The sequence below is a fragment of the Photobacterium alginatilyticum genome (genome assembly GCF_009910675.1).
GTDB lineage: Bacteria > Pseudomonadota > Gammaproteobacteria > Enterobacterales > Vibrionaceae > Photobacterium > Photobacterium alginatilyticum.
The window spans coordinates 100,632-121,388 of record NZ_RSEJ01000011.1 but is presented as its reverse complement, the minus strand read 5'-3'; the positions used below and the strand labels follow the sequence as shown (position 1 = coordinate 121,388).

The following is a 20,757-nucleotide window of genomic DNA, read 5'->3' as shown; positions in this document are numbered from 1 at the left end:
CGCTAAAAGAACAAGGGGAAAAGGACCATGTCCAATTACAACACCTCACACACCGGCGATTCGGATGACCATCCCCAGTCATTCTGGACCAAGTATGTCTGGAGCCAAGACCACAAGGTCATCGCTATCCAGTACTCGCTCACCGCGATTTTCATGGGCCTGATCGCCCTGGTCCTGTCCTGGCTGATGCGCCTTCAGCTTGGCTTTCCCGGTCAGTTTGACTTCATCGATGTAAATACTTACTACCAGTCTATGACCCTGCACGGCATGATCATGGTGGTCTACCTGCTTACTGCTCTGTTTCTTGGCGGCTTTGGCAACTACCTGATCCCGCTGATGATCGGTGCCCGTGATATGGTGTTTCCGTTTCTCAATATGCTCAGCTTCTGGTTTTATCTGTTGGCATCGCTGATCCTTATCGCCAGCTTCTTCGTTACCGGAGGACCGACAGGTGCAGGCTGGACGCTCTACCCGCCCCAGGCCATTATGCCCGGCACTCCCGGTACCGACTGGGGAATTGTGCTGATGCTGATCTCACTGGCAGTCTTTATCGTCGCGGCAACAATGGGAGGCCTGAACTATGTCACTACCGTACTGCAGGCCCGTACCGAAGGGATGACACTATTGCGGATGCCACTAACGGTTTGGGGCATTTTTACCGCTTCGATCATGGCATTGCTGGCCTTCCCTGCCCTGCTGGTCAGCGCCATTATGATGCTGTTCGATAAACTGCTCGGCTCGAGCTTCTTCATGCCCGCTATAATCTCGATGGGCCAGCAGACCGACTACGGCGGCGGCAGCCCAATCCTGTTCCAGCACCTGTTCTGGTTCTTTGGTCACCCCGAGGTCTATATTGTTGCCTTGCCGGCCTTCGGAATCGTCTCCGACTTGATCAGCATCCATGCACGCAAAAATATCTTTGGTTACAAGATGATGGTATGGGCCATACTGGGAATTGCTGCTCTGAGCTTTATTGTCTGGGCCCACCACATGTATGTCAGCGGTATGAATCCGTATTTTGGCTTCTTCTTTGCTACTACCACCCTGGTGATCGCCGTTCCAACCGCCATCAAGGTCTACAACTGGCTGTTTACTCTCTGGCGAGGTGATATCCACCTAAGCTTACCGATGCTGTTTGCCCTGGCATTTATGAGCAGCTTTATCATCGGCGGATTGACCGGTCTGTTCCTCGGCAACGTAATCGTCGACATCCCTTTATCAGATACCTACTTCGTCATTGCCCACTTTCATATGGTAATGGGTGTCTCCCCTATTCTTGTCATCTTTGGCGGGATATATCACTGGTATCCCAAGATCACCGGACGAATGCTCAATGAGCCCCTCGGCCACCTGCACTTCTGGGTAACTTTTCTCGGTACCTATGCCATCTACTTCCCGATGCACTATCTGGGGATCCTCGGTATGCCGCGACGATACTACGCCTATGATGGCTACAGCTTTATTCCGGAATCGGCGCAGAGCCTCAATGCCTTCATTACCATCGCCGCCCTGATTGTCGGCGCCGCACAGCTGATATTCATCTTCAACCTGTTCTGGAGCTACAAGAAAGGCAAGCAGACAACGGGAAACCCCTGGCAGGCTACCTCACTGGAGTGGCAAACACCCGATACGCCTCCCCGACACGGCAATTGGGGCTCATCACTCCCAGTTGTCTACCGCTGGGCCTATGACTTTAGCGTACCGGGACATGACGAGGACTATATTCCGCAGAACGCTCCGCCAGCTCAGCAACCTGGCCAACAAACCTCAGATGCCGACGAAAATCTTTCCTCGCCAAATAATCTGAAGAGGGACAGCGATGAAGCCTGAACACCATAGCCGCAAAGACGATACTCATGAACACAATAACCTTGAGCAGAATGGCCAGCCAAATCAAGCCAAGGTAACCCTCAGCCCAGACGCCGACAGAAAGTACTTTCCCCCCATGGAAAATGCTTCTGCCTCCACCGGAGTCTGGCTCCTGATAGCCGTGGTCACTATGCTGTTTTTCTTATTCTCGGTGGCCTACCGTATCCGGATGACTCTCAATGACTGGCAACCACTCGGTGAACCGTGGCAGCTCAGTATCAGCACTGCTATGCTTGTCATGAGCTGTATAGCAATGCACCTGAGTTGTCGCAAGGCAGCACTGCTGCCCTCCATCCATGCCTGCCGCGCCTTGCTGAACCTCGCGGTATTTTTTACGTTGGGCTTTGTTGGAGCTCAGCTTTGGGCATGGCAACACCTGCTTGCGTTGAATTACAGTGTCGGGGGCAACCCGGCCAACAGTTTTTTCTACCTGTTAACTGGCCTGCATGGACTGCATGTGCTGGGTGGGCTGGTAGCCCTGGCGATAGCGGTTTACCACGCTGTCCGCAGACGCAGTGACTCCCTTTATCCGTCACTGAACCTCTGCACCCGGTATTGGCATTTTTTACTCTTTGTCTGGTTGTTTTTATTGGGGCTGTTGCGATTTACATAAGAGGTAAATACGTATGGCCGATTCCCCGTCAACACAGTCCGGCCAATGGGCATCCATCGTTGCGGACTACTCTGCGGACCAAGCTGTATTTCGCATTTCATCCAACAAAGCCATGATGTGGCTGTTCCTGCTGAGCGATATCTTTGTCTTCGGCTGTTTCCTGACCGGCTATATGGCGGTCAGAATGACCACCACCACCCCATGGCCGGTTCCCAGTGAAGTCTTTGCCCTGACCATAGGCGGTCAGTCGATTCCGCTGATCCTGATTGCGATCATGACATTCATTCTGATCACCAGCAGCGGCACCATGGCGATGGCGGTCAATGCCGGGTACCAACGAAAACGCCGCCTCACGGCACTGCTGGTAGTGATCACCGCCCTGTTCGGCCTCAGCTTTGTCGGTATGCAGGCATTCGAATGGACCAAACTGATAGAGGAAGGTGTGCGCCCGTGGGGTAACGAGTCAGGGGCAGCCCAGTTCGGGGCAAGCTTTTTTATGATCACCGGTTTTCACGGCCTTCACGTTAGTATCGGCGTTCTCTATCTGCTTATTGTGGCCGCAAAGGTATGGCGGGGAAACTACGAGCGCAGCGGCAACTACGAGATCGTTGAAATTGCCGGCCTGTACTGGCATTTCGTCGATTTGGTCTGGGTTTTCATCTTCGCCTTTTTCTACTTGTGGTAGGAGGATTTGAACATGGACACTGCACACCCTGGTTCGACCGAGCATAAGCAGCAACATCCAATCAGCCTGTATCTGAAAATATGGGGGCTGTTATTTGTGCTCAGTACCCTGTCTTATCTGGTCGACTTTTACCATCTAGAGGGACTGCTACGCTGGAGCCTGATCTTGCTGTTTATGGTGCTGAAAGCCGGCCTTATCGCCAGTGTATTTATGCACATGCTATGGGAACGGCTGGCCTTGGTTTACACCATTTTCCTACCACCGCTGGTACTCTTGGTTCTCGTGATTCTGATGGCCAGCGAGGCCGACTACATATTCCAGCTACGGGAAGTCTTTTTTAACGAATAGTTGATAACTAAACAGGGAGGCTCGCAGGCCTCCCTATTTATTATGCAATCAGCGTTTAGAGCACAACATAGGACATATCACTACGGCAGCGTTCTCTTCATTTTCGCCCAGCCATTCTGGGTTGCTATCAACCAGTGCGGTGGAGCCTTGCCTATGCCGGCTGGCTTTAACTTGTCATGGGCCAGGGTCACATTGGCCAGAGTAATTTCCTGGTTCGGCTCTACATCGACCATCAGAACATGCTTGCCTGATTTCAACACCTGCTTGAAACGGCGGAACTGGTAGTGCAATTCCTGAATCCCGAACAATCCGCCTTCCCAGGTAATGAATCCGAGCATCACAATGGCCAACATAACGAACGGAACCCAACCTACCGTTTCTGTTGCACCAGACAAAAAAGCAACCAGCAATACAATAGCAGCGGCACAGACACCGACAACGGCTCCAATCTCCGTCGAGTGAATAATATCGTTACGCATAATAGACTTCACGGGGTGAAGGTGGTGATGGCTGGCAACCTCAGTATCGTTGTCGGTCAGAACATGTATTTGTGGCGGGCTGATCCCGCTCAACTCCAATTCATATTCCACCAACTCCAGATCGTCTAGGTCATCACTAATGTAAAAGACCCGCTTCATTACGGCCTCCCGGCACTGAATACCAAACTGAACCCATGTCTTATTCATTCAGAGCGATGTCAGTGATTAGCAACAATAGAAAAAACTATTCGTAGTTAAATTTTAATACACATTCAGCCTATTATTTGGGCTTGCTGACATTTCTCTGACTTTTCCCTAACAATCACTTCGGCCACACCACATATACTCGCGTGAACAATTGAACACAGACCATTCTGCAGCAATGAAAAACTACCCACTTATTAGCGTTATTCTGTTTACCCTGTTTCTTGGCGGCTGCCAGTTAACCCACGTAGAGGGCGAAGTTGACGGCGTAAACATCAGAGCAACAACTGACGAAAACAAGAGTAGCAGCAACCACGGAAATGGCAGTTTCTGCCCGCCTGGGCAGGCAAAAAAAGGCAACTGCTGATAGCTTCCCAGATTGATCAGGCGTAACGGAATACATCCAGCCCGTCTGGGTCAATATCTGGATTGCGGCCACTGACAATATCTGCCAGCATTTTTCCCGAGCCACATGCCATGGTCCACCCCAGTGTGCCGTGACCCGTATTGGTGAAAAGGTTGGCAAAAGGCGTCTTGCCAATCACAGGTGTACCGTCCGGTGTCATTGGTCGCAAACCGCTCCAGAACTCCGCCAGGCTGATATCTCCGCCTTCTGGAAACAGATCCTGGATCACCATCGCGATTGTTTCTTGACGTTTCTTGGTCAGACTAAAATCAAACCCTGCCAGCTCGGCGGTACCTGCTACCCGGATTCGATCCTCAAACCGTGTCATCGCCACCTTATAGGTTTCATCCATCACGGTAGATAGCGGTGCTGCCGTTGAATCTGTCACGGGTATGGTCAACGAGTACCCCTTCACCGGGTAAACCGGAAGCTCAATACCAAGCGACGACAATAACAACGTGGAATAGCTGCCCATTGCCACCACATAAGCATCCGCGCTGAGCTCTCCGGCACTGGTGGTGACCGAGGAGATATTGCCGTTGTTGTGGTTCAAGCGCTCCACCGACGTATCAAACATGAATTTTACCCCTGCCAGCCTGGCAAGCTCTGTCAGCTGCTGGCAGAACAGGTAACAGTCACCGGTCTCGTCATCCGGCAGGCGCAACCCGCCTACCAGCTTGTCTTTTACCTTCGCCAGTGCTGGCTCGACCGCAATGCAGCCTTCCACATTCAGCTCTTCATAGCGGGTGCCGCTATCAGCCAGTACCTGAATATCTTTGGCGACCGCTTCTATCTGGGCTTCATTGCGAAACACCTGCAATGTTCCTTGCTGTCGGCCCTCATAACTCAATTCTTCCTGCTGACGAAGTTCCAACAGGCACTCACGGCTATAGTTGGCAACCCGCAGCATCCTGGCTTTGTTGACCTGGTATTTTTTCTGGTTACAGTTAGCCAGCATTTTCGTCGCCCATAAATACAGTTCCGGCGATACCGACGGTTTGATTTTCAACGGCGCATGTTTTTGTAACAGCCACTTCATGGCTTTTACCGGGATCCCCGGTGCTGCCCACGGAGAGGAGTAGCCATAGGAAATTTGTCCGGCATTGGCAAAGCTGGTTTCTTCCGCACTCTTGGGCTGCCTTTCGACCACAGTAACATCATGACCGGCCTGAGCCAGATACCACGCCGACGTTAAACCAATAACACCACTTCCCAATACAATCACTTCCATCTCACGACTCTCTAGTTTACTGGCGACTTTATGGAACGGAGAATGCGTTATTTACATTTACATAACAATCGATAATATTTAACAGCAGTGTTTAGTTTTACTAAAAGCAGACGGAAGAGCTTTTCATGCAACCGATCAAAAGCAGTACCCTGGCCGGTCTGGCAACCTTTGATATTGCGGCCCGCTTCGGCAGCTTCACCCAGGCCGCCGAACACCTGCACATCACAACTGGCGCTGTCAGCCAGCAGATCCGCCAGCTGGAACAGCAGCTCAATTTTCCTTTATTTGACAGACATTCACGAGGTATTCGCCTGACAGAAAAAGGACAACAGCTGTACGCAGTAGTAAGCCAGAGCCTGAATGATATTAATCAAACCGTGGTAAGCCTTCAGCAACCTGAAGCCGAAGGCGAGATTCGCCTCAAGCTTACCCCTTCTTTTGCCTTTAAATGGCTAGTACCAAGACTTCAGAATTTCTATCAACAATATCCCGACATCAAAATCCAGACGTTTGCCGAAGGTGCCCTTGTCGATCACCAGGACACCAGTTTTGATCTGGTGATTGACTATTGCCGCCAGCCGCCGAGAAACGGGACCCTGCTGCTCAGCGAGAATCTGCTACCGGTCATGAGCCCCGGTTACAGAGACAAATTCGACTGGAACAACAAGGCATGTTGGGAAACTGCAACATTGCTGCATGATGCGATGCCATGGCGGGAAGCTCGTCAGGACTTTGAGTGGCACTACTGGTTCCAGACAATGAATATCACTGCCGACAGCCAGCACGGGCATTACTTTAACCGCACCGATATGGCCATGGCTGCCGCCGAAGCAGGCCTCGGGATAGCAATGGCCCGCTGTGCGCTGATCAACGAAGAGTTTGCGACCGGTAAACTGGTTTCGCCTTTCAAGCCGGTTCCGGCCAATGCCGGTTACTACCTGATCCGGCACCGCGACAATCAGGCAATAGCCTGTTTTATAAACTGGCTCGATAGTCAGGTGCAAAGTATTGATGAGCAGATACTTTTTCCAAATGAATAAGCGTGTGCTAACAATTGATTACCCAAGTCACCTCATCAGGCTGACTTTACTTGCCCAAGGTGAAAGCGAGCCTATTCATGTATTGAGCAAAACAGGAGAACAACAATGTTATACAAAAAAGGACTGGCTATCGGGCTACTGGCATTTTCTATCGCAGCCCAGTCAGCAACATCCGAGGATCTAACCAGGACAACGCAGTCATGGGACGGACAAACACTTCCGGCCTACACGCTGAATCAGCCAGAAGTTACCATCAAGAAGATCACCGTTGCTCCCGGTGAAAAGCTGCCTTGGCACCAGCACCCTGTGATCAATGCCGGAATATTATTAAGTGGTGAGCTAAGAGTAACCACAGCAGAGCAGGTTTTGGAACTCAAAGAAGGTGATACCATTGTCGAGGTAATGAACACCTCGCACTTCGGCGAAAATACAGGCAAGACACCTGCAGAAATCATTGTTTTTTATCTTGCCGAGAAGGGAGCAGAAGTCACCGTGCTGGATAAAAAATAAAGCAGACCATAGGCCTGCTCTGAAGTTTTTGGTGAACTAAGACTCTCGAGCAAGGCTTACTTCAACACCGCCAGCTCTTGTGTGAGGGATTCACCCAGTTCGTGGTTTGTTGACGAAAGAACGGCTGCGCTTCGCGTCTCTTCTACCAGTTGCTGCATGTTGGTCTGGATAGTCGCCGAATTCACCAACTGTTGCTGTACCCTGGCTATCACAGTTTCTACCGCGCCCTTGCTCTGATTTGCCATCGCCACCAGAGACTCGATGTCTTCCAGAGTCACCTCGGCAAGATCGACACTGCTATTGATGATGTCAGTCATCCCTTTTTGCTTGCTGATAATGGATGCCGAAATATCCATAATAGTGTTCATCTCACTGTTAATCTTATCTGCTGACTGGTTGGCCGTATTAGCCAAGGACCGGACTTCGTCAGCAACCACCGCAAAGCCACGACCATGCTCACCGGCTCGGGCCGCTTCAATCGCCGCATTCAGTGCCAGCAAGTTGGTCTGATCGGCGATGCCTTTAATCGACTCAACCAACTGGCCAATATTCTTGTTATTGCCATCTAGCGAGGAGAGCAACTCGGTGAACTCGCTAATACTGATTTTTGAGCTATTAATGTTCTCGGAAAGGCTGCGTAACTGTTTGATTGACTGGGTACTTGTTGCCGCCGTTTGACTGGCTGCATCGAAAGAGTCATTGGACAGGCTTTCTATCTCACTCGACTGATTGATAAAATCTTCAATCAGCTCAAAGTTATGGTTAATTGCTTCAAGACGCTTAGCCGATGCCTTGTTCACATTGCCTGCATTGGTTGCAATCTGGCGGGCAATTGCCAGAGGCTGGTTTTCTTTTAGCTGATCTAACAGCGACGCTTTTGTCTTGAGCGCTTCGAGCTCAGCTTTGTCTATGACTGTCTGGTGCTCAGGGATCGGGGCTGAAAAAAGTTTTAGCATAATTCTACTCACTTAATTATTTATTGTTTGAGGTTGATAATCATTAAGATAGTGCCAACATCATCCTGCCGTCATCCAGTCTGTTTCTGATACAAAGGCCTCGCCTTCGATACCATGGAGATATAACACACCTTTGTGGTTCATGAAATTAGAATCGCTACGATTTAGATCCAAAGCCTGACCATTTATATCACTTACCCAAAATGCTGACGAAGACTGAGCTATAGCCGCTGTTGCACTGAAGTCCCAAAGACTTCCCCCACCTTTCTGAGCCTTAGGTAATTTGAGGTAACACGCAGGAGGGTTTTCAAACACACCAATCGCATTCATCACCGCGCCACAGCTGTTCACGATCTTCAGCCCATCATAGCCCTTGGCCTTTATCAGGCTATCAAGGTGTTCAACACAGGTCTGATAGCGGGCATCCCCCTCAAAACTACGATCAATATACAAAGTAAAACAGCAATGCTGCGTCACTGGATGCCAGGGTAACCCATTTTTCAGCAGTACAGGCTCGTCAGCAGCTAGTGCCTGATACGTATCGCCCGTGGTCGGGTTATGAACCACACCGATAACAGGAGCGCCCGATTGGCTCACCAGGGCAATAGAAACAGCAAAACCCGCCGAGCCCTCAATGAACGGCAATGTGCCGTCTAGCGGATCGATACACCAGAAATAACCTTTTTGTCGCCGAGGGTGTTCAGAAATATTGTCCTCGCTGGCATTCTCCTCGCTGAGGACAGCCAAATCATATTGCTCGATGCTCGATTGCAGGACATCAAGGATCAATGTCTGGCAATGAAGATCTACCTGGGTAACAACCTGTGAGCTCAGGCTGTTACCCGCGACCTTATGATCAACTTTCAACTGCGACCGATCAAAGGTAGCTATGTATCGCCCGGCAGTTAACGCTGCCTCGGTCGCCAACGCCAAGAGTTTTTCTAGCTGTGAATTAGACAGTTTCATCATTTACCTCAATGGAGCCCAGTTGCGCCAAGGCCTGGCACGTCAGGCCTTCGGTATAGATATTGATCTTCCAGTGATCCGGGCACCAGCCTTTGACAAAGCGTTGAAAGTCCGCCCAGGCCATACAATATAACGGTCGCCACTCCCGCTCTATCTGCGCCGGGTCGAGTTGCGGCTTCAGCTCAGCAACCGCTTGTCGGAGTTCAGAAAAATAGTAATCAAGCAGGCTCGGAGCACGATCTTCGCACTCATCAAAAGGAATACAGCTACTAATAAACAAAATAACATCCTTCATGCCGCACCCTTTACCCACATACTGAAAGTCGACAGCAGCTACATGGTCACCTTCGGGCGTAAAACAGAAGTTCGCCAATTTGGCATCGCCATGCACCAAGGTTTGGAAACAACTGTCTTTGAGTGCTTGATCGATTTCACCGGCCGCCTGCTTAAGCGGGAGATCAGCCAGTGCCGCCAACTCGTCAGGGCGCGTTTCCAAATGCCAGTAGGTACCGCTTTGCCATAACCCGCGAGGCTCCTGAGCAAGGTGTTGGGCATGAAAATAAGCCAACCAACGAAGACAAGCCTCTACCTGAACCTGTGTCGCCTCTTTAACAACCTCACTAAAGCCGAGTGTTTTCAGATCCTCAAGCACAATGAGTATCTCATTATCGTACTGCTCGACATAAAGACTTTTGGGTACAGGGCACTGCTTAGAACAAACATTGGCATACCCCTGATACCAGTTCACTTCGACTTGATAGGACTTCAGCTTACGTTGATGGGATAACTCGGTATTCCAGCCCCGGGGGTGGTGTTTAGGCTGTGGTAGTTTGATATGTTTAACAATTACCGACTCAAATTGACTATTGCTTAATGTCGCTCGAAACAGTTCCCCGTATCCCCCCCACAATGGCTGGATAAGCTGGGTGTCAGTAATGCTCTTGGCTCCGGCCACCCGGGCAACCTTGTGCAAGATATCTGTAGATATAGTCATGTTTTCGTCATTGAGAGTAATTGTCAGGCTAGTGTACAAAATTCTGCAAGAAAACACCTTTTCAATGCAGAAGAGAACCCAATCGTTCAAAAAACCAGCAAACAGTTAGGTTTCCGTGATTTTCTCCGCATTTTTCTGACTTAATAAGCAACTGAAATCACAAATAAATTACAAAATGAAAAAACTAGCATATTGATTTAATATCAGTTTTCAAAAAGTATCATTATTTTATTATCTTTTTTTGATCTGTTACGTTTATATCTCAATTTAATATTTGAGCTAGTTATGACCAACAATACCACTAATTTAACTATCGATGAAATTGAGGATAAATTAGCAAGTCCTTCTGTTTCTGACGATTTTTTAGCAGTGCTAAAAGATTCATCCACAAACAATGCTGATATCGCGGAACTCCTATATCAGTATTATCTCAACGTAAGTGATTATAATAACGCAATATATTATCTAGAACTCAGTGACAAGTTCAATGATAGCTATGCACAACTGTATCTGGCATCCCTTTGCCAGCAAGGCAAACACTGCGAGAAAGACGAGGAACGAGCTCAGGCTTTGTTCGAGCGTTCAGCGCTAAATGGCGACTCTGAGGCTCAATACGAGCTAGGTGCCAACCTGATATTAAGTGCAAACAACCAGGAAGAGATCGAACAAGGCACCTATTGGTTAAATGAGTCTTACCTCAATGGTAACGATGACTCAAAACTATTACTCGATGCTATCTAACCACTTTTCGTTATTTATCAAAGAAAAACACATAACAGGAATAATAAAAAAAGACATTCACTGCGCTATCTTCAAAATCGACAAAAGTATATCAATACCGTATTATATTCCCCGCTTCCCATGGGGAATATTACAATAATTTCAACAAGCTACTTCATAAATACTAACACCACCTCCTGAGTATTTTATTTCAGAGCCCAATAACACTCCCCCTTCAGGATTTTTGAAACTTTACATTAAAGAGCAACAAATGCCTTAATAGAACAATTATTTATTTCTTGTAAGCATACCAACACTCATTACTTCTATCAGCACTGCGTGATGCATTTCGAAAATCTATAACTAAGACAGCGTTATGATCAAATAATGAGCTGGCCATAACGATTAAAAGCGTAACGGCTTACTAGTGCCAGAGAGGTTGCTGCAGACAGTGTCGCCGAGATAAAGATCGCCACCATGATCACAAGCTGATACTTAACAGCCAGCAATGGCTCGGTCCCACCGAGTATCTGCCCCGTCATCATTCCTGGCAGGCTGACAATACCCAGTGTCGTCATGGAGGCCAATTGAGGTGCCAGGGCTGCTTTTATCGCTGTTTTAATAAACGGCTGTGCTGGGTTCGGTGCTCCCATCGCCAGAAAGAACTGGTACTCGTTTTGCTTTTCCTTAAGACCAGTGTACCAGCGCTCAATCGCCAGAACGTTAGCCGTCAGGCAATTTCCGAGCAACATACCGGCGACCGGGATCATGTATTGCGCCTGCCACCAGGGTTCTGCCTGGATCACACCAGCCAGCAGCGCTGGCAGTATGACCAGCAGAGCCACCACTTGCCCGGCAATCACAGCCGGCATCACAGCCTTCAGTTTCACTTCCGCCCGACGACAAATGCTGTATCCGGCTACCACGATCATAACCGTGAGCCATAACACATTGAGCCCCAAATTTTGAAACTCAAACAAGGCTTGCAGATACAAACCAACCACGGCGAGCTGTAATGTCATTCGCAGTGCAGCCTCTACCACAACCCGACCAAGACCTAGCTGCCAGCGGTGAAACAGAAAGAGCGGAATTAGCAACAAAAGATAAAACCCAGCCATTGCCAGGTTGCTAATATTCAATGCTTCATTCATGGTGTGCCTCCATATCATGCTGATACTGGCAGGCTTGCAGCCAGACAGGATCGTGTGAGACCGACACCATCGTCAGAGATAGCTCCGAGAGAGCCGCTATCACTTTATCCCGGGTAGCCGGATCGAGAGCTGAAGTCGGTTCATCAAGTAGCCATATCGGGCGTGACATCAAGAGTGCTCTGGCAATCGCCAGCCGTTGTTTCTCGCCACCAGATAATTGAGATGCCAGCTTGGTTAATGAGTGAGAGAGTGAAAGTTTTGCCAGGGCAGCAAGACATTGCCGTTCATCCGGCTGAGATGATTTCATCGCTTTCATACACCAAGGCAGAAGAAGCACTTCCCCAATGGTTTCTGCCCCCATCACGGGTTGTTGCGGCAGATAACAAAACTGCTGTCGCCACCAGCCCAGTGACTCGGCATCCACCGTCTTGTCTTGCCACTTAAAGCTGCCAGCAGAAGCAGACCGCAATCCGGCAAGTACTTGCAACAAACTGGTTTTTCCGCAGCCAGACGGGCCAGATATAGCCAAGTGTTCGCCTTTGCGCAGTGTTCGGGTTAAGTAGTCATGTTCGGTGCTTTCCAGGCCAGAGCCCAAGCCACAGATGACCAGATCATTGCAAATTGCTTGTTTCATCGATTATTCATCCAAACGGCTCCCGACCTTTGCAGTCTAAAGGCTCAATAACCATGATTCAAATTGATGAAAATCATTCACTCAACCAATTTGGTTCATGTTTCCGTATTACCTGAAAGAACCGCATTAAAAAAGGCTTTAACCACATTGCTGTCGTTAAAGCCTTCACATGTCATCACCTGCAACGATTAACTCATCGCTGCTTTTATTGAGTTTTTACAACTTAAAACGGGTGATCAATGCCTGCAGTTCTTCGCCCAGTTTCGCAAGTTCCTGGCTGGACGCAGAAGTTTGATCGGACGCCGCAGCAGTTTGATCAGACACATCCTGAATCGCATTGATCCGCACATTGACGTCTTCAGCCACATCACTCTGTTCTTTGGCAGCATTGGCAATTTGCAGGTTCATATCCGTAATGGTTGCCACTTCTTCGGTTATAGCAGCCAGAGTCTGGTTGACATCTTCAGCCATGGTGACCATCTGCTGCACTTGCTGCTGGCTATTGCCCATTTCAGTGACAGCTGATTCACTCCCCGTTTTCAGGGTTGTGATCATGGATTCAATCTCGACGGTCGAGTCTTGTGTTTTCTGGGCCAGTGCGCGGACTTCGTCTGCCACAACAGCAAAACCTCGGCCAAACTCCCCTGCGCGTGCAGCTTCAATAGCTGCATTCAATGCCAACAAGTTGGTTTGATCGGCAATGCCTTTGATAACATCGAGAACCGAAGCAATACTTTCGCTATCATCACGAACCTTCTGAATAACACCTGCCGATTTCTCCACATCAGATGCCAACTGGTTCATCCCCTGTACCGTCCCGGCCACAAGCTCATTACCTTTCTGAGTCTGTTGGTTGGCCTGCTTAACCGCTTCAGAGGTGGAATTCGCACGGTTGGCAACTTCCTGCGAAGTCGCATTCATCTCGGTCATTGCCGTCGCAACTTGTTCAATATCCGATTTCTGTGCATTAACCCCGGCACTGGTTTGCGTCGTCACCGCTGAAAGCTCTTCTGAAGCTGTTGCAATATGGTTGATACTGTCATTGAGGCGAACCATCACCTGCTGCAAATGGCGGCTCATCGTACCGATAGCTGCAAATAGATCACCGATCTCGTCTTTCCTGTTCGCCTGAATATCAAGGGTTAAATCACCCTCTGCGATCTTCTGGGTCATCGCTACCGCCTCATGCAGTGGACGGACAATCTGGCGGGTAATGATCACACTAACGACAAGGCCAGCAACAATACCAAACAGGGCAAGTACAATGCTGGTAGCTTCAATGGTCCAAATATTGTCTGCCAGGCGAGTCTTTTGGATCTTGCGGATCCCATCAGCCAGCGACTCGGCTTCGCGGGCATTTACCAGCATCGCGTCATTAGCTTTTTCCATATTGGAAGCGTAATTCACATAATTGTTGAACGACACGGTATACTGGCCAACATTTTCCAGTACTTTATCAGCCATTTTTTTATGCTTTGTTGTGCGATAGCGACTTTTCAGCTCATTCATCAGCTGAGTCATATCCACAATATTTTCCTCGACCCGAGTAGCATATTGATTATCCAGCGACAGCATGAAGTTCTTTTCGGCACGACGTGTTTCAAGCATCCACTTGATTAAACGGTTTGCATCGTCACCCTTTTCTATCTCCTGAGCAATGCGCTCACCTTCAGCTTGCGCTGCAATCAATGCCTGGTAAGCCGTTTTATGATCCTGGCGGATACTCGTTAGCAACAGATCAACATCACGGGCACGCTCTCTCATGATCTCAGAAGCTTGCTGTCCTCGTTGCTTTAAATCCATGTAGTTATTGAACTCACGGTGATAGGCTCTCGTTGCTGCTATCATCCGATCCATGTTCACTTTGTCATCCTGCTCGTCAGCGTTACTTTTCTTCTCTTCCGCCAGCGAGATTAAGTCGTTAACAACCTTATTAATCCCTGAAACTGAGCTATCAGTGCCTCTGATAACATAATTTTTTTCGTTAATACGCGCTTCTTTAATGAATTTAACCATCCGGTTAACATCATCCGCCGTATCGACATCCTTCTCTAGGGATGTAAAACCAAGAAATGCATTCATGGTCAAGAATGACATTAATATTAGTATTAATCCGAAACCAAAAGATAACTTGGTTCCTACTTTTAAGTTCTGGATATTAAACATCAATAGCCTTGTTGCAGTGAAAGTAATGAGGCAATAAAAAATGCACACGAATTGGTTATTCGTATGCATCACATATACATATTATCAAGGCAGAATAGTATACAGTATATCAATGTATTTTTAAATTTCATTAAACGCTATTTTTATCCATCCAAGCAAACATGTTTATAATTTAACCTATTCCCATTAAGTCCCATGAGATTCCTATTAAACATACAACAGCCCCTAATACATTAAATAAGAACAGACTGTGAAAACAAATTAATAGAAGATTGTTTTTGTAACAGAGCGTAAATTAACATTAAAAAAAACAAGCAATATGGTGCGAGATAAAAACTATTCCCCCCTACTCTACAACCAAACCTTACATCTACAATTTAATAACATCCTATCAAATCTTGATTGTTATTTAACTCATATGTACATCACATCCTAACCTTTCATTAATAATAATCCTTAATAATATATTGAATAAAAAAGCCATTTGCACTTATCAACAAATGGCTTTTAAAACCTACTTATTAATCACCCTCACGGTACAGCTTTTCTACCTCGTCCTGCGGCTCAAACTCATCATACTCAACAGGCATAACCTCGTCGGCACTAAACTTTAGTGACGCTGGGACCGAGTAGTTCGGGACATTATCGTAACTAAAAACTGAATAGTATTTAGGCAAGTTAGCATTGCCAAACCTGTCGAAGGTATAGCTGTCTTTGCCGGCATAAAGCTTCACGCCATCAAAAGGCGACCTCGGAGGGTGAAAACTATTGCGAACCACGTACGAGCCGACAAAATCGACATGATCTGGATTGGTCCACATCAACTTGACCAAACCATTCTCCAGGCTTGCCTGTAACTCTTGGGGAGTCTCAAGCGCCTGCTTACGCCGCTCTATATATTCAATCACCAGCTGCGGACGCTGCTCGCTGTCGATAGCCTGCCAGTTAGCCAGCGCATCTTTTTGCCGCGATGCCGACGTGGCACGAATGATCAGATTGACCGTTTTTTTGTCGCGATGGAATGACTCGAGATGCTGTCTGGCCGAGCTATCAAACATGAATATCTGACGTGGCGTTTTCCCCAACTCCTGGCTGCTAACCTCATAGCCGAGATACTCGATTTTTTCCCTGTGTTTAACGCTACAGAAATTGAGGTCGTCCAGCTCCGCAATTTCCGCCGTAAACCGCATGGGTTGTAATACCCCACTCAATGACTCACTCTCAATGGCGAAATAAGCCTGAGTGATCACGATGTCGGATTCGTCACTGATACAGGACAGCGAAAATGCCACCTGACCAAATACCGTCTCACCATCAGAATCAAACCCGCACTGCAACTCCCCTTGCTGTAACTTATCCTGACTAATGGTATGGCAATCAGACGCTGCTAACGCCAGCTGATAAGGGCGGCGAGTATAGATAAGATCGAGACAGGGGCGGTAATGGATCCCGCCACCGAAACGGCCATAACCAATATCAAACTGCATCATTTGCGAATCGTTACTCAACGGTAGGCTGTCTGGCCCTTGCAACCGAAGCAGCAACCGACCCTTCTCGAGCTGATCCTGAATCAACTGTTTTTCCATTGCACTAAAGCGCCAACTCTTCCATATCCCCTGAGTCAGCTGATCGGAATCAATCGCATCGCCCAGCGTCTGCAGTGGTACCGCATGATGGATATCGTCATAGGCAGACAGTTCACAGATGTCATCCGGATTAAGAATCGACACCGACCACTCGCCATAGTTTTCAATTTTGGCCCCTACCCGATTCATCGGATACAGCGAGAACACTGCATTCTTGATAATGGCATCAGACGGGATCCTATCCATATCAAAAGCAATTACGCCGTAGCACACTCCCTTGGTCTTATTTATCCCGATAAACAGAGAGTTATGACCAAAATGTTCCGCATTATGACTTTGAGTCAGCTCACCGACATAACCAATTTGCTCCGGCTTGGGAAATAACGTAAAAGCGAACTCATCTTTTTCCAGACAGGTCTTAATCTTCACCTCGGGGGAAAACGGCGATTTTATCCGGCTCACCCGGTTTACTTTACGCAAATTGTAATAGTAGCGATGGCCTGATTTTAGCTGTTTGTCGATAGATTCATTCTGCGAGGTAATTGCAATCAAGTTTTCCCGGGTGCAATGATATTTCGGCGACTCGCTACGGTATATCTGATAATAACAACCTTCATCATCCAATGAATGATCCCAGCTCAGTACTGCCTGATTGGCCGTTACCTCTCTGACAGTAAAATTATCCGGACGCACAGGAGCCAAATCAGAGTAATTAATAGCGCTGCTCAGTGCATACAATAAGGCAGGGATATTTTCATCTACACTCTGCGACATATTAATCAGATAGTCGGGAATATTCCGGCTGCCGACTTCCACCACGGCCGATAAGATCCCGCGATCATAATAGTACTCTCGTCCGCTACCGTGGATCAGGTTAGCCGGTGGCTTGCCACGATGAATACCGTATTGGCGTTGCGTGACCTTATATATTTCCTTCGCCATATTGGCACACAGAATGTTTAAGTCTGTCCCTTCAATTTCCGCTTCATGATTGAACTTATGAGCCGGGAAAAACACATTGCCCTGAGAGTGATAATCCAGCGCAATACGAATATTACTGTGGGCCTCGACAAAGCCTCTGATGGCCTGAGTCTCGGGCTCGGAAAACGGCTCCGGACCGCCATAGATATTTGACTGAGTATCATTTGAGCGGCGAAAGTTAATACCGAAATTACGGTTCAGGTCGACTCCAAATGTACCGTCACCATTATCTCGTCGGTTTTTGCGCCAAAACGAGAAATGCTGGCGAGAATACTCGAAACCATCCGGGTTAAGGCACGGCACCATGTACAACGTATTACGTGTCAGCGCTTCGACGACATCGGGATTACTGGGGTAGTTATCAAGCAGGTACTGGATAAAGTTTACCGCCAGCTCGATACCGATCCACTCGCGGGCGTGAATCGTACCGGTATACAGCAGTGCCGGCTTGAGATGAGCGTACGCCACATCCTGCGACACTGTCACCATCATTATCGGCCGCCCTTCATGGGTTTCCCCAATGCTTTCCAGCCTCATTAAGTTGGGATACTTTTCCATTGCCTGCGTAAGAAGATCAATGGTTTCCTGATAAGACAGGTATTGCTTTTTCATTGCCGCCCCCTAGCAGATCAGTTCATTCTCTTCCCAGCATCGAAGTATCGCCTCCAGCTTTTTCTGCTTGAGGTTTCTGAACGCTGTTAACTGCTGCGGTTCATGCTCTAAGGCATGTAAGACACCGCTCACACCGAGGGTATCGACAATTTCCTGCGACAACACCTTGCCTATGCCTTTTACACTTTGAAAGAAAATCACAAGCTCTTCGGGTTCCGGCAACTGTCCAACCCCGGAGTCGGACTTGGCCCCTGGCTTCGTTTCAGACTTAACTCCGGACTGGGAGTAACAGTCTGCCGCCCTTGCTCTGACTTCCCGGAAATCTTCAATCCCGGTATCAAGACGACTCTCTAGCTGCTCAGATTGAGTAGGTCGCGGCTCAATAACGTCTGCCCGTTGTGCTTTACCGCTATAAGGGTTGGCTCCAGCCACCCGATGCATATCCTGGAAATTCCATGCTTCACTCGGCCACTCTTCGCCTCGAACATGGCGTGTTTCTAGCAGAGAGTACTGCTCATCCGCGGGGGCATATTCACCAGTATCTGTCGAATGACTAGCCTGACCGAAACGAATATGGCGCATCGTACGCAGCAGTGAAGAGTCGATCTTACCCAACTCTTCCCAGTTTTTATGGGCAAAATACGGCTTGTCGAAGCGCTGTGGAGCCAGTAGCCACATCAGGTACTGGCCAATCCAGTCACGAATATAGGGGAAGGCAGCAAAGGCCGTCGCACACTCCAAAATGGTGTAGTCATCCTCGGTACTTACCGCGATATCGCAGGCCCAGTACTCGGCATTAGCCGCCTTCGATGCCCGAACGGCAAGCTCCAGCACTTCCTCAGGAACATTTTGGTAGTCCATACTGCCCCCCTGGCTGGTGTTGGTCAGCCATTCCCCCTCGGGTGGTCGACGCCAGAACGCACACACTGGCTGATGACCGACCAGCATGACCCGGATATCCGCTTTCATCGGGACAAAATCCTGAATATAGGCGGGATAATAACGCTTCTCGGCGAACAGGCGCACTGCTTCTTCGGCACTGTCGACCTTGTGAACAAAGTAACCGCCATAATTCGATGGGCCATAGGAGCGCTTCACAATTTTGGGGTATTGGGTATTGTTGATATAAGCCAGTGCCTCCTCGACCTGATAAAAAATCTTGGTTTTAGGGATCGGCAATTGGTATTTATGGCAAAAATGCGTAACGTTTTCCTTGGACTTATTGCTGAACTGAGTATCTAGCGTTGGAATAAACCTCACTTGCGGCAGAGCGCGGGCAATCTCACGGAATGTTTCATAGGCAGTAGCCGGAACATTGCCGATCAGAACATCGATCTTCTTCCGCTTCACCTCATCAATGAAACGCTGCTTATCATTCCCCCAGTGATAAACCACCTGCTCAATCTTATCCGGCCATCCCTGGAAGTTAGACTTATCGAAAAAACGCAAAACATGATCGAGATACAGCATACCAATCCTGGGTAAAGACTGCTTTGGCATGGTCATAGTATTTCTTCCTTAACAAGAGGGCTTGAAGTTGCGGCAAGATCAAGGGCTGCGAGATCAACAACGGCGGATTCCAGTTCACTGAGCTGGTCTTTTTGGGTCTTTTCCTTGCAGACCGTTCGCTCAATGAGATCGACCAAGTAGGCAATCTTGGTATCGTTAAAATTGAGCCCGGCTTTTTCCTGATCAGGGGTAGCGAAGGCCGGGATCCCGTTCACTTCCAACACCACATACTGCTGATGCTCAATGTCATAAATAATGTCGACGCCAGCCACTTCCAGACCGGTAACTTTAGCGGCCTTCAAAGCCAGTTCTATCACCTCGGGGGTTGGCTCGCGGCAAATCACACTGCCACCGCTGGTCACATTGGTTTTCCAGCTTCCCGATGCTGCCTTGCGGCCGTAGCAGGCCACAAACTTGTTATCGACAACATCTATCCGGTAGTCGGTAAAGTCATTTTCGATCACCCGCTCGATATAGAATTGCGGCGAGCTTTGCTTGGTGATGTATGGGTGGATCAAGTCCAGATCACGCTCGCTTTCGAGCTTGATGATCCCATTACCGCCCCAGCCGTTTACCGGCTTGCAGATAGCCTTGCCCTGCCAAAATCGTAGATGCTCCCGGAGTTGTTCAATATTGTTTTTGTTACAGACAATATAATCAGGGGTAGGAATGCCGTGTTTCTTCAACAAGTGCGCCGTTCGAAATTTATCTTCCGTCAGTTCAAACGCCGCATAGTTATTGATAGTCGGGATCATGCTGCTCAATGTCTGGTACAAATACACCTGATACGGCGTCTGCTGACCGGCGTTATAAGAAAAGAACAGATCCAGCTCATCCATCATATGGCCATTGCAGAAAATACTGCCGTTATGCGCCGAGGCCTCGCCCAGGTCAAGCCCGGTAATTGCCTCTATATTCCTTTCGTTTAGCCGAGCAACAAGATTTCGCTCAATGTCTGTTCCACCTGAATTCTGATACATCCACAAACCAACACGGGGAGGGGCCATGATTTTCTCCTTAATCATTCAAACCTCAAAATATGCCACTAGAGCACAGAAAGATTACAGCAAGGTAGTAATATGGTTTCATATCATAGT

General features: G+C 48.4%; 19 protein-coding genes. 8 read left to right on the top strand and 11 right to left on the bottom strand.

What is annotated here, in order from left to right:
* Positions 1 to 27 precede the first annotated feature (27 nt).
* From ctaD to EIZ48_RS12220, 4 genes are read left to right on the top strand one after another with little or no spacing between them, the layout of a single operon-like run.
* Positions 28 to 1,830, top strand: a complete 1,803-nt coding sequence (ctaD, locus tag EIZ48_RS12235) for a cytochrome c oxidase subunit I (RefSeq protein ID WP_160651617.1) — start codon at positions 28 to 30, stop codon at positions 1,828 to 1,830.
* Positions 1,820 to 2,482 (top strand): cytochrome c oxidase subunit 3, encoded by a 663-nt coding sequence (locus EIZ48_RS12230; protein WP_160651615.1) that lies wholly within the window; start codon positions 1,820 to 1,822, stop codon positions 2,480 to 2,482. The genes ctaD and EIZ48_RS12230 overlap by 11 nt, the downstream gene beginning before the upstream one ends.
* Positions 2,483 to 2,495: 13 nt before the next feature.
* Positions 2,496 to 3,167 (top strand): heme-copper oxidase subunit III family protein, encoded by a 672-nt coding sequence (locus EIZ48_RS12225; protein WP_160651612.1) that lies wholly within the window; start codon positions 2,496 to 2,498, stop codon positions 3,165 to 3,167.
* Positions 3,168 to 3,179: 12 nt separating this feature from the next.
* Entirely contained in the window at positions 3,180 to 3,515 is a 336-nt protein-coding gene (locus EIZ48_RS12220) for a cytochrome C oxidase subunit IV family protein (RefSeq protein WP_160651609.1), read from the top strand.
* Between the two features lie 80 nt (positions 3,516 to 3,595).
* Here the strand turns inward: EIZ48_RS12220 and EIZ48_RS12215 are convergent, their stop codons facing one another.
* Positions 3,596 to 4,153 carry an NAD/FAD-utilizing enzyme gene (locus EIZ48_RS12215; protein ID WP_160651606.1) on the bottom strand — a complete coding sequence of 186 codons (558 nt, stop codon included), beginning with the start codon at positions 4,151 to 4,153 and terminating at the stop codon, positions 3,596 to 3,598.
* 223 nt (positions 4,154 to 4,376) lie between these two features.
* Here EIZ48_RS12215 and EIZ48_RS12210 point away from each other — a divergent pair, with 223 nt between their 5' ends.
* Complete coding sequence (locus EIZ48_RS12210) at positions 4,377 to 4,565, top strand: hypothetical protein (protein WP_160651604.1); 189 nt, start codon at positions 4,377 to 4,379, stop codon at positions 4,563 to 4,565.
* 16 nt (positions 4,566 to 4,581) lie between these two features.
* On the opposite strand, the gene EIZ48_RS12205 is transcribed toward EIZ48_RS12210, so the two are convergent.
* Complete coding sequence (locus EIZ48_RS12205) at positions 4,582 to 5,886, bottom strand: D-amino acid dehydrogenase (RefSeq protein WP_338046916.1); 1,305 nt, start codon at positions 5,884 to 5,886, stop codon at positions 4,582 to 4,584.
* 74 nt (positions 5,887 to 5,960) lie between these two features.
* Here EIZ48_RS12205 and EIZ48_RS12200 point away from each other — a divergent pair, with 74 nt between their 5' ends.
* Both EIZ48_RS12200 and EIZ48_RS12195 read left to right on the top strand, forming a co-directional pair.
* Positions 5,961 to 6,875 (top strand): LysR substrate-binding domain-containing protein, encoded by a 915-nt coding sequence (locus tag EIZ48_RS12200; protein WP_160651598.1) that lies wholly within the window; start codon positions 5,961 to 5,963, stop codon positions 6,873 to 6,875.
* Between the two features lie 105 nt (positions 6,876 to 6,980).
* Positions 6,981 to 7,385, top strand: a complete 405-nt coding sequence (locus EIZ48_RS12195) for a cupin domain-containing protein (RefSeq protein WP_160651595.1) — start codon at positions 6,981 to 6,983, stop codon at positions 7,383 to 7,385.
* Between the two features lie 56 nt (positions 7,386 to 7,441).
* Here EIZ48_RS12195 and EIZ48_RS12190 read toward each other — a convergent pair whose 3' ends face one another.
* From EIZ48_RS12190 to EIZ48_RS12180, 3 genes are read right to left on the bottom strand one after another with little or no spacing between them, the layout of a single operon-like run.
* Positions 7,442 to 8,341 carry a methyl-accepting chemotaxis protein gene (locus EIZ48_RS12190; RefSeq protein WP_160651592.1) on the bottom strand — a complete coding sequence of 300 codons (900 nt, stop codon included), beginning with the start codon at positions 8,339 to 8,341 and terminating at the stop codon, positions 7,442 to 7,444.
* 60 nt (positions 8,342 to 8,401) lie between these two features.
* Complete coding sequence (locus EIZ48_RS12185; RefSeq protein WP_240152950.1) at positions 8,402 to 9,310, bottom strand: 3'(2'),5'-bisphosphate nucleotidase CysQ family protein; 909 nt, start codon at positions 9,308 to 9,310, stop codon at positions 8,402 to 8,404.
* A complete protein-coding gene (locus EIZ48_RS12180) occupies positions 9,294 to 10,301 on the bottom strand; it encodes a phosphotransferase (RefSeq protein WP_160651589.1) in 1,008 nt (335 codons plus the stop codon). Before EIZ48_RS12180 ends, EIZ48_RS12185 begins: the two co-directional genes overlap by 17 nt.
* A 285-nt stretch (positions 10,302 to 10,586) precedes the next feature.
* On the opposite strand from EIZ48_RS12180, the gene EIZ48_RS12175 reads away from it, so the two are divergent.
* The gene (locus EIZ48_RS12175; protein WP_160651586.1) at positions 10,587 to 11,042 is read left to right on the top strand and encodes a tetratricopeptide repeat protein; all 456 of its coding nucleotides are present in this window, start codon (positions 10,587 to 10,589) and stop codon (positions 11,040 to 11,042) included.
* A 359-nt stretch (positions 11,043 to 11,401) separates the two neighbouring features.
* Here the strand turns inward: EIZ48_RS12175 and EIZ48_RS12170 are convergent, their stop codons facing one another.
* The 6 genes from EIZ48_RS12170 to EIZ48_RS12145 form a co-directional block, all read right to left on the bottom strand.
* Positions 11,402 to 12,172, bottom strand: coding sequence for an ABC transporter permease (locus tag EIZ48_RS12170; protein ID WP_160651583.1), 771 nt, complete (start codon positions 12,170 to 12,172; stop codon positions 11,402 to 11,404).
* Positions 12,165 to 12,806 carry an ABC transporter ATP-binding protein gene (locus tag EIZ48_RS12165; protein WP_160651580.1) on the bottom strand — a complete coding sequence of 214 codons (642 nt, stop codon included), beginning with the start codon at positions 12,804 to 12,806 and terminating at the stop codon, positions 12,165 to 12,167. The genes EIZ48_RS12170 and EIZ48_RS12165 overlap by 8 nt, the downstream gene beginning before the upstream one ends.
* Before the next feature lie 216 nt (positions 12,807 to 13,022).
* On the bottom strand, positions 13,023 to 14,903 hold the full coding sequence (locus EIZ48_RS12160) for a methyl-accepting chemotaxis protein (RefSeq protein ID WP_160651577.1): 1,881 nt from the start codon (positions 14,901 to 14,903) through the stop codon (positions 13,023 to 13,025).
* A gap of 590 nt (positions 14,904 to 15,493) precedes the next feature.
* The gene (locus EIZ48_RS12155; RefSeq protein ID WP_160651575.1) at positions 15,494 to 18,151 is read right to left on the bottom strand and encodes a M14 family zinc carboxypeptidase; all 2,658 of its coding nucleotides are present in this window, start codon (positions 18,149 to 18,151) and stop codon (positions 15,494 to 15,496) included.
* Between the two features lie 9 nt (positions 18,152 to 18,160).
* Positions 18,161 to 19,657 carry an ATP-grasp domain-containing protein gene (locus EIZ48_RS12150; protein WP_160651572.1) on the bottom strand — a complete coding sequence of 499 codons (1,497 nt, stop codon included), beginning with the start codon at positions 19,655 to 19,657 and terminating at the stop codon, positions 18,161 to 18,163.
* Entirely contained in the window at positions 19,654 to 20,667 is a 1,014-nt protein-coding gene (locus EIZ48_RS12145; RefSeq protein WP_160651570.1) for an ATP-grasp domain-containing protein, read from the bottom strand. Before EIZ48_RS12145 ends, EIZ48_RS12150 begins: the two co-directional genes overlap by 4 nt.
* Positions 20,668 to 20,757 lie beyond the last annotated feature (90 nt).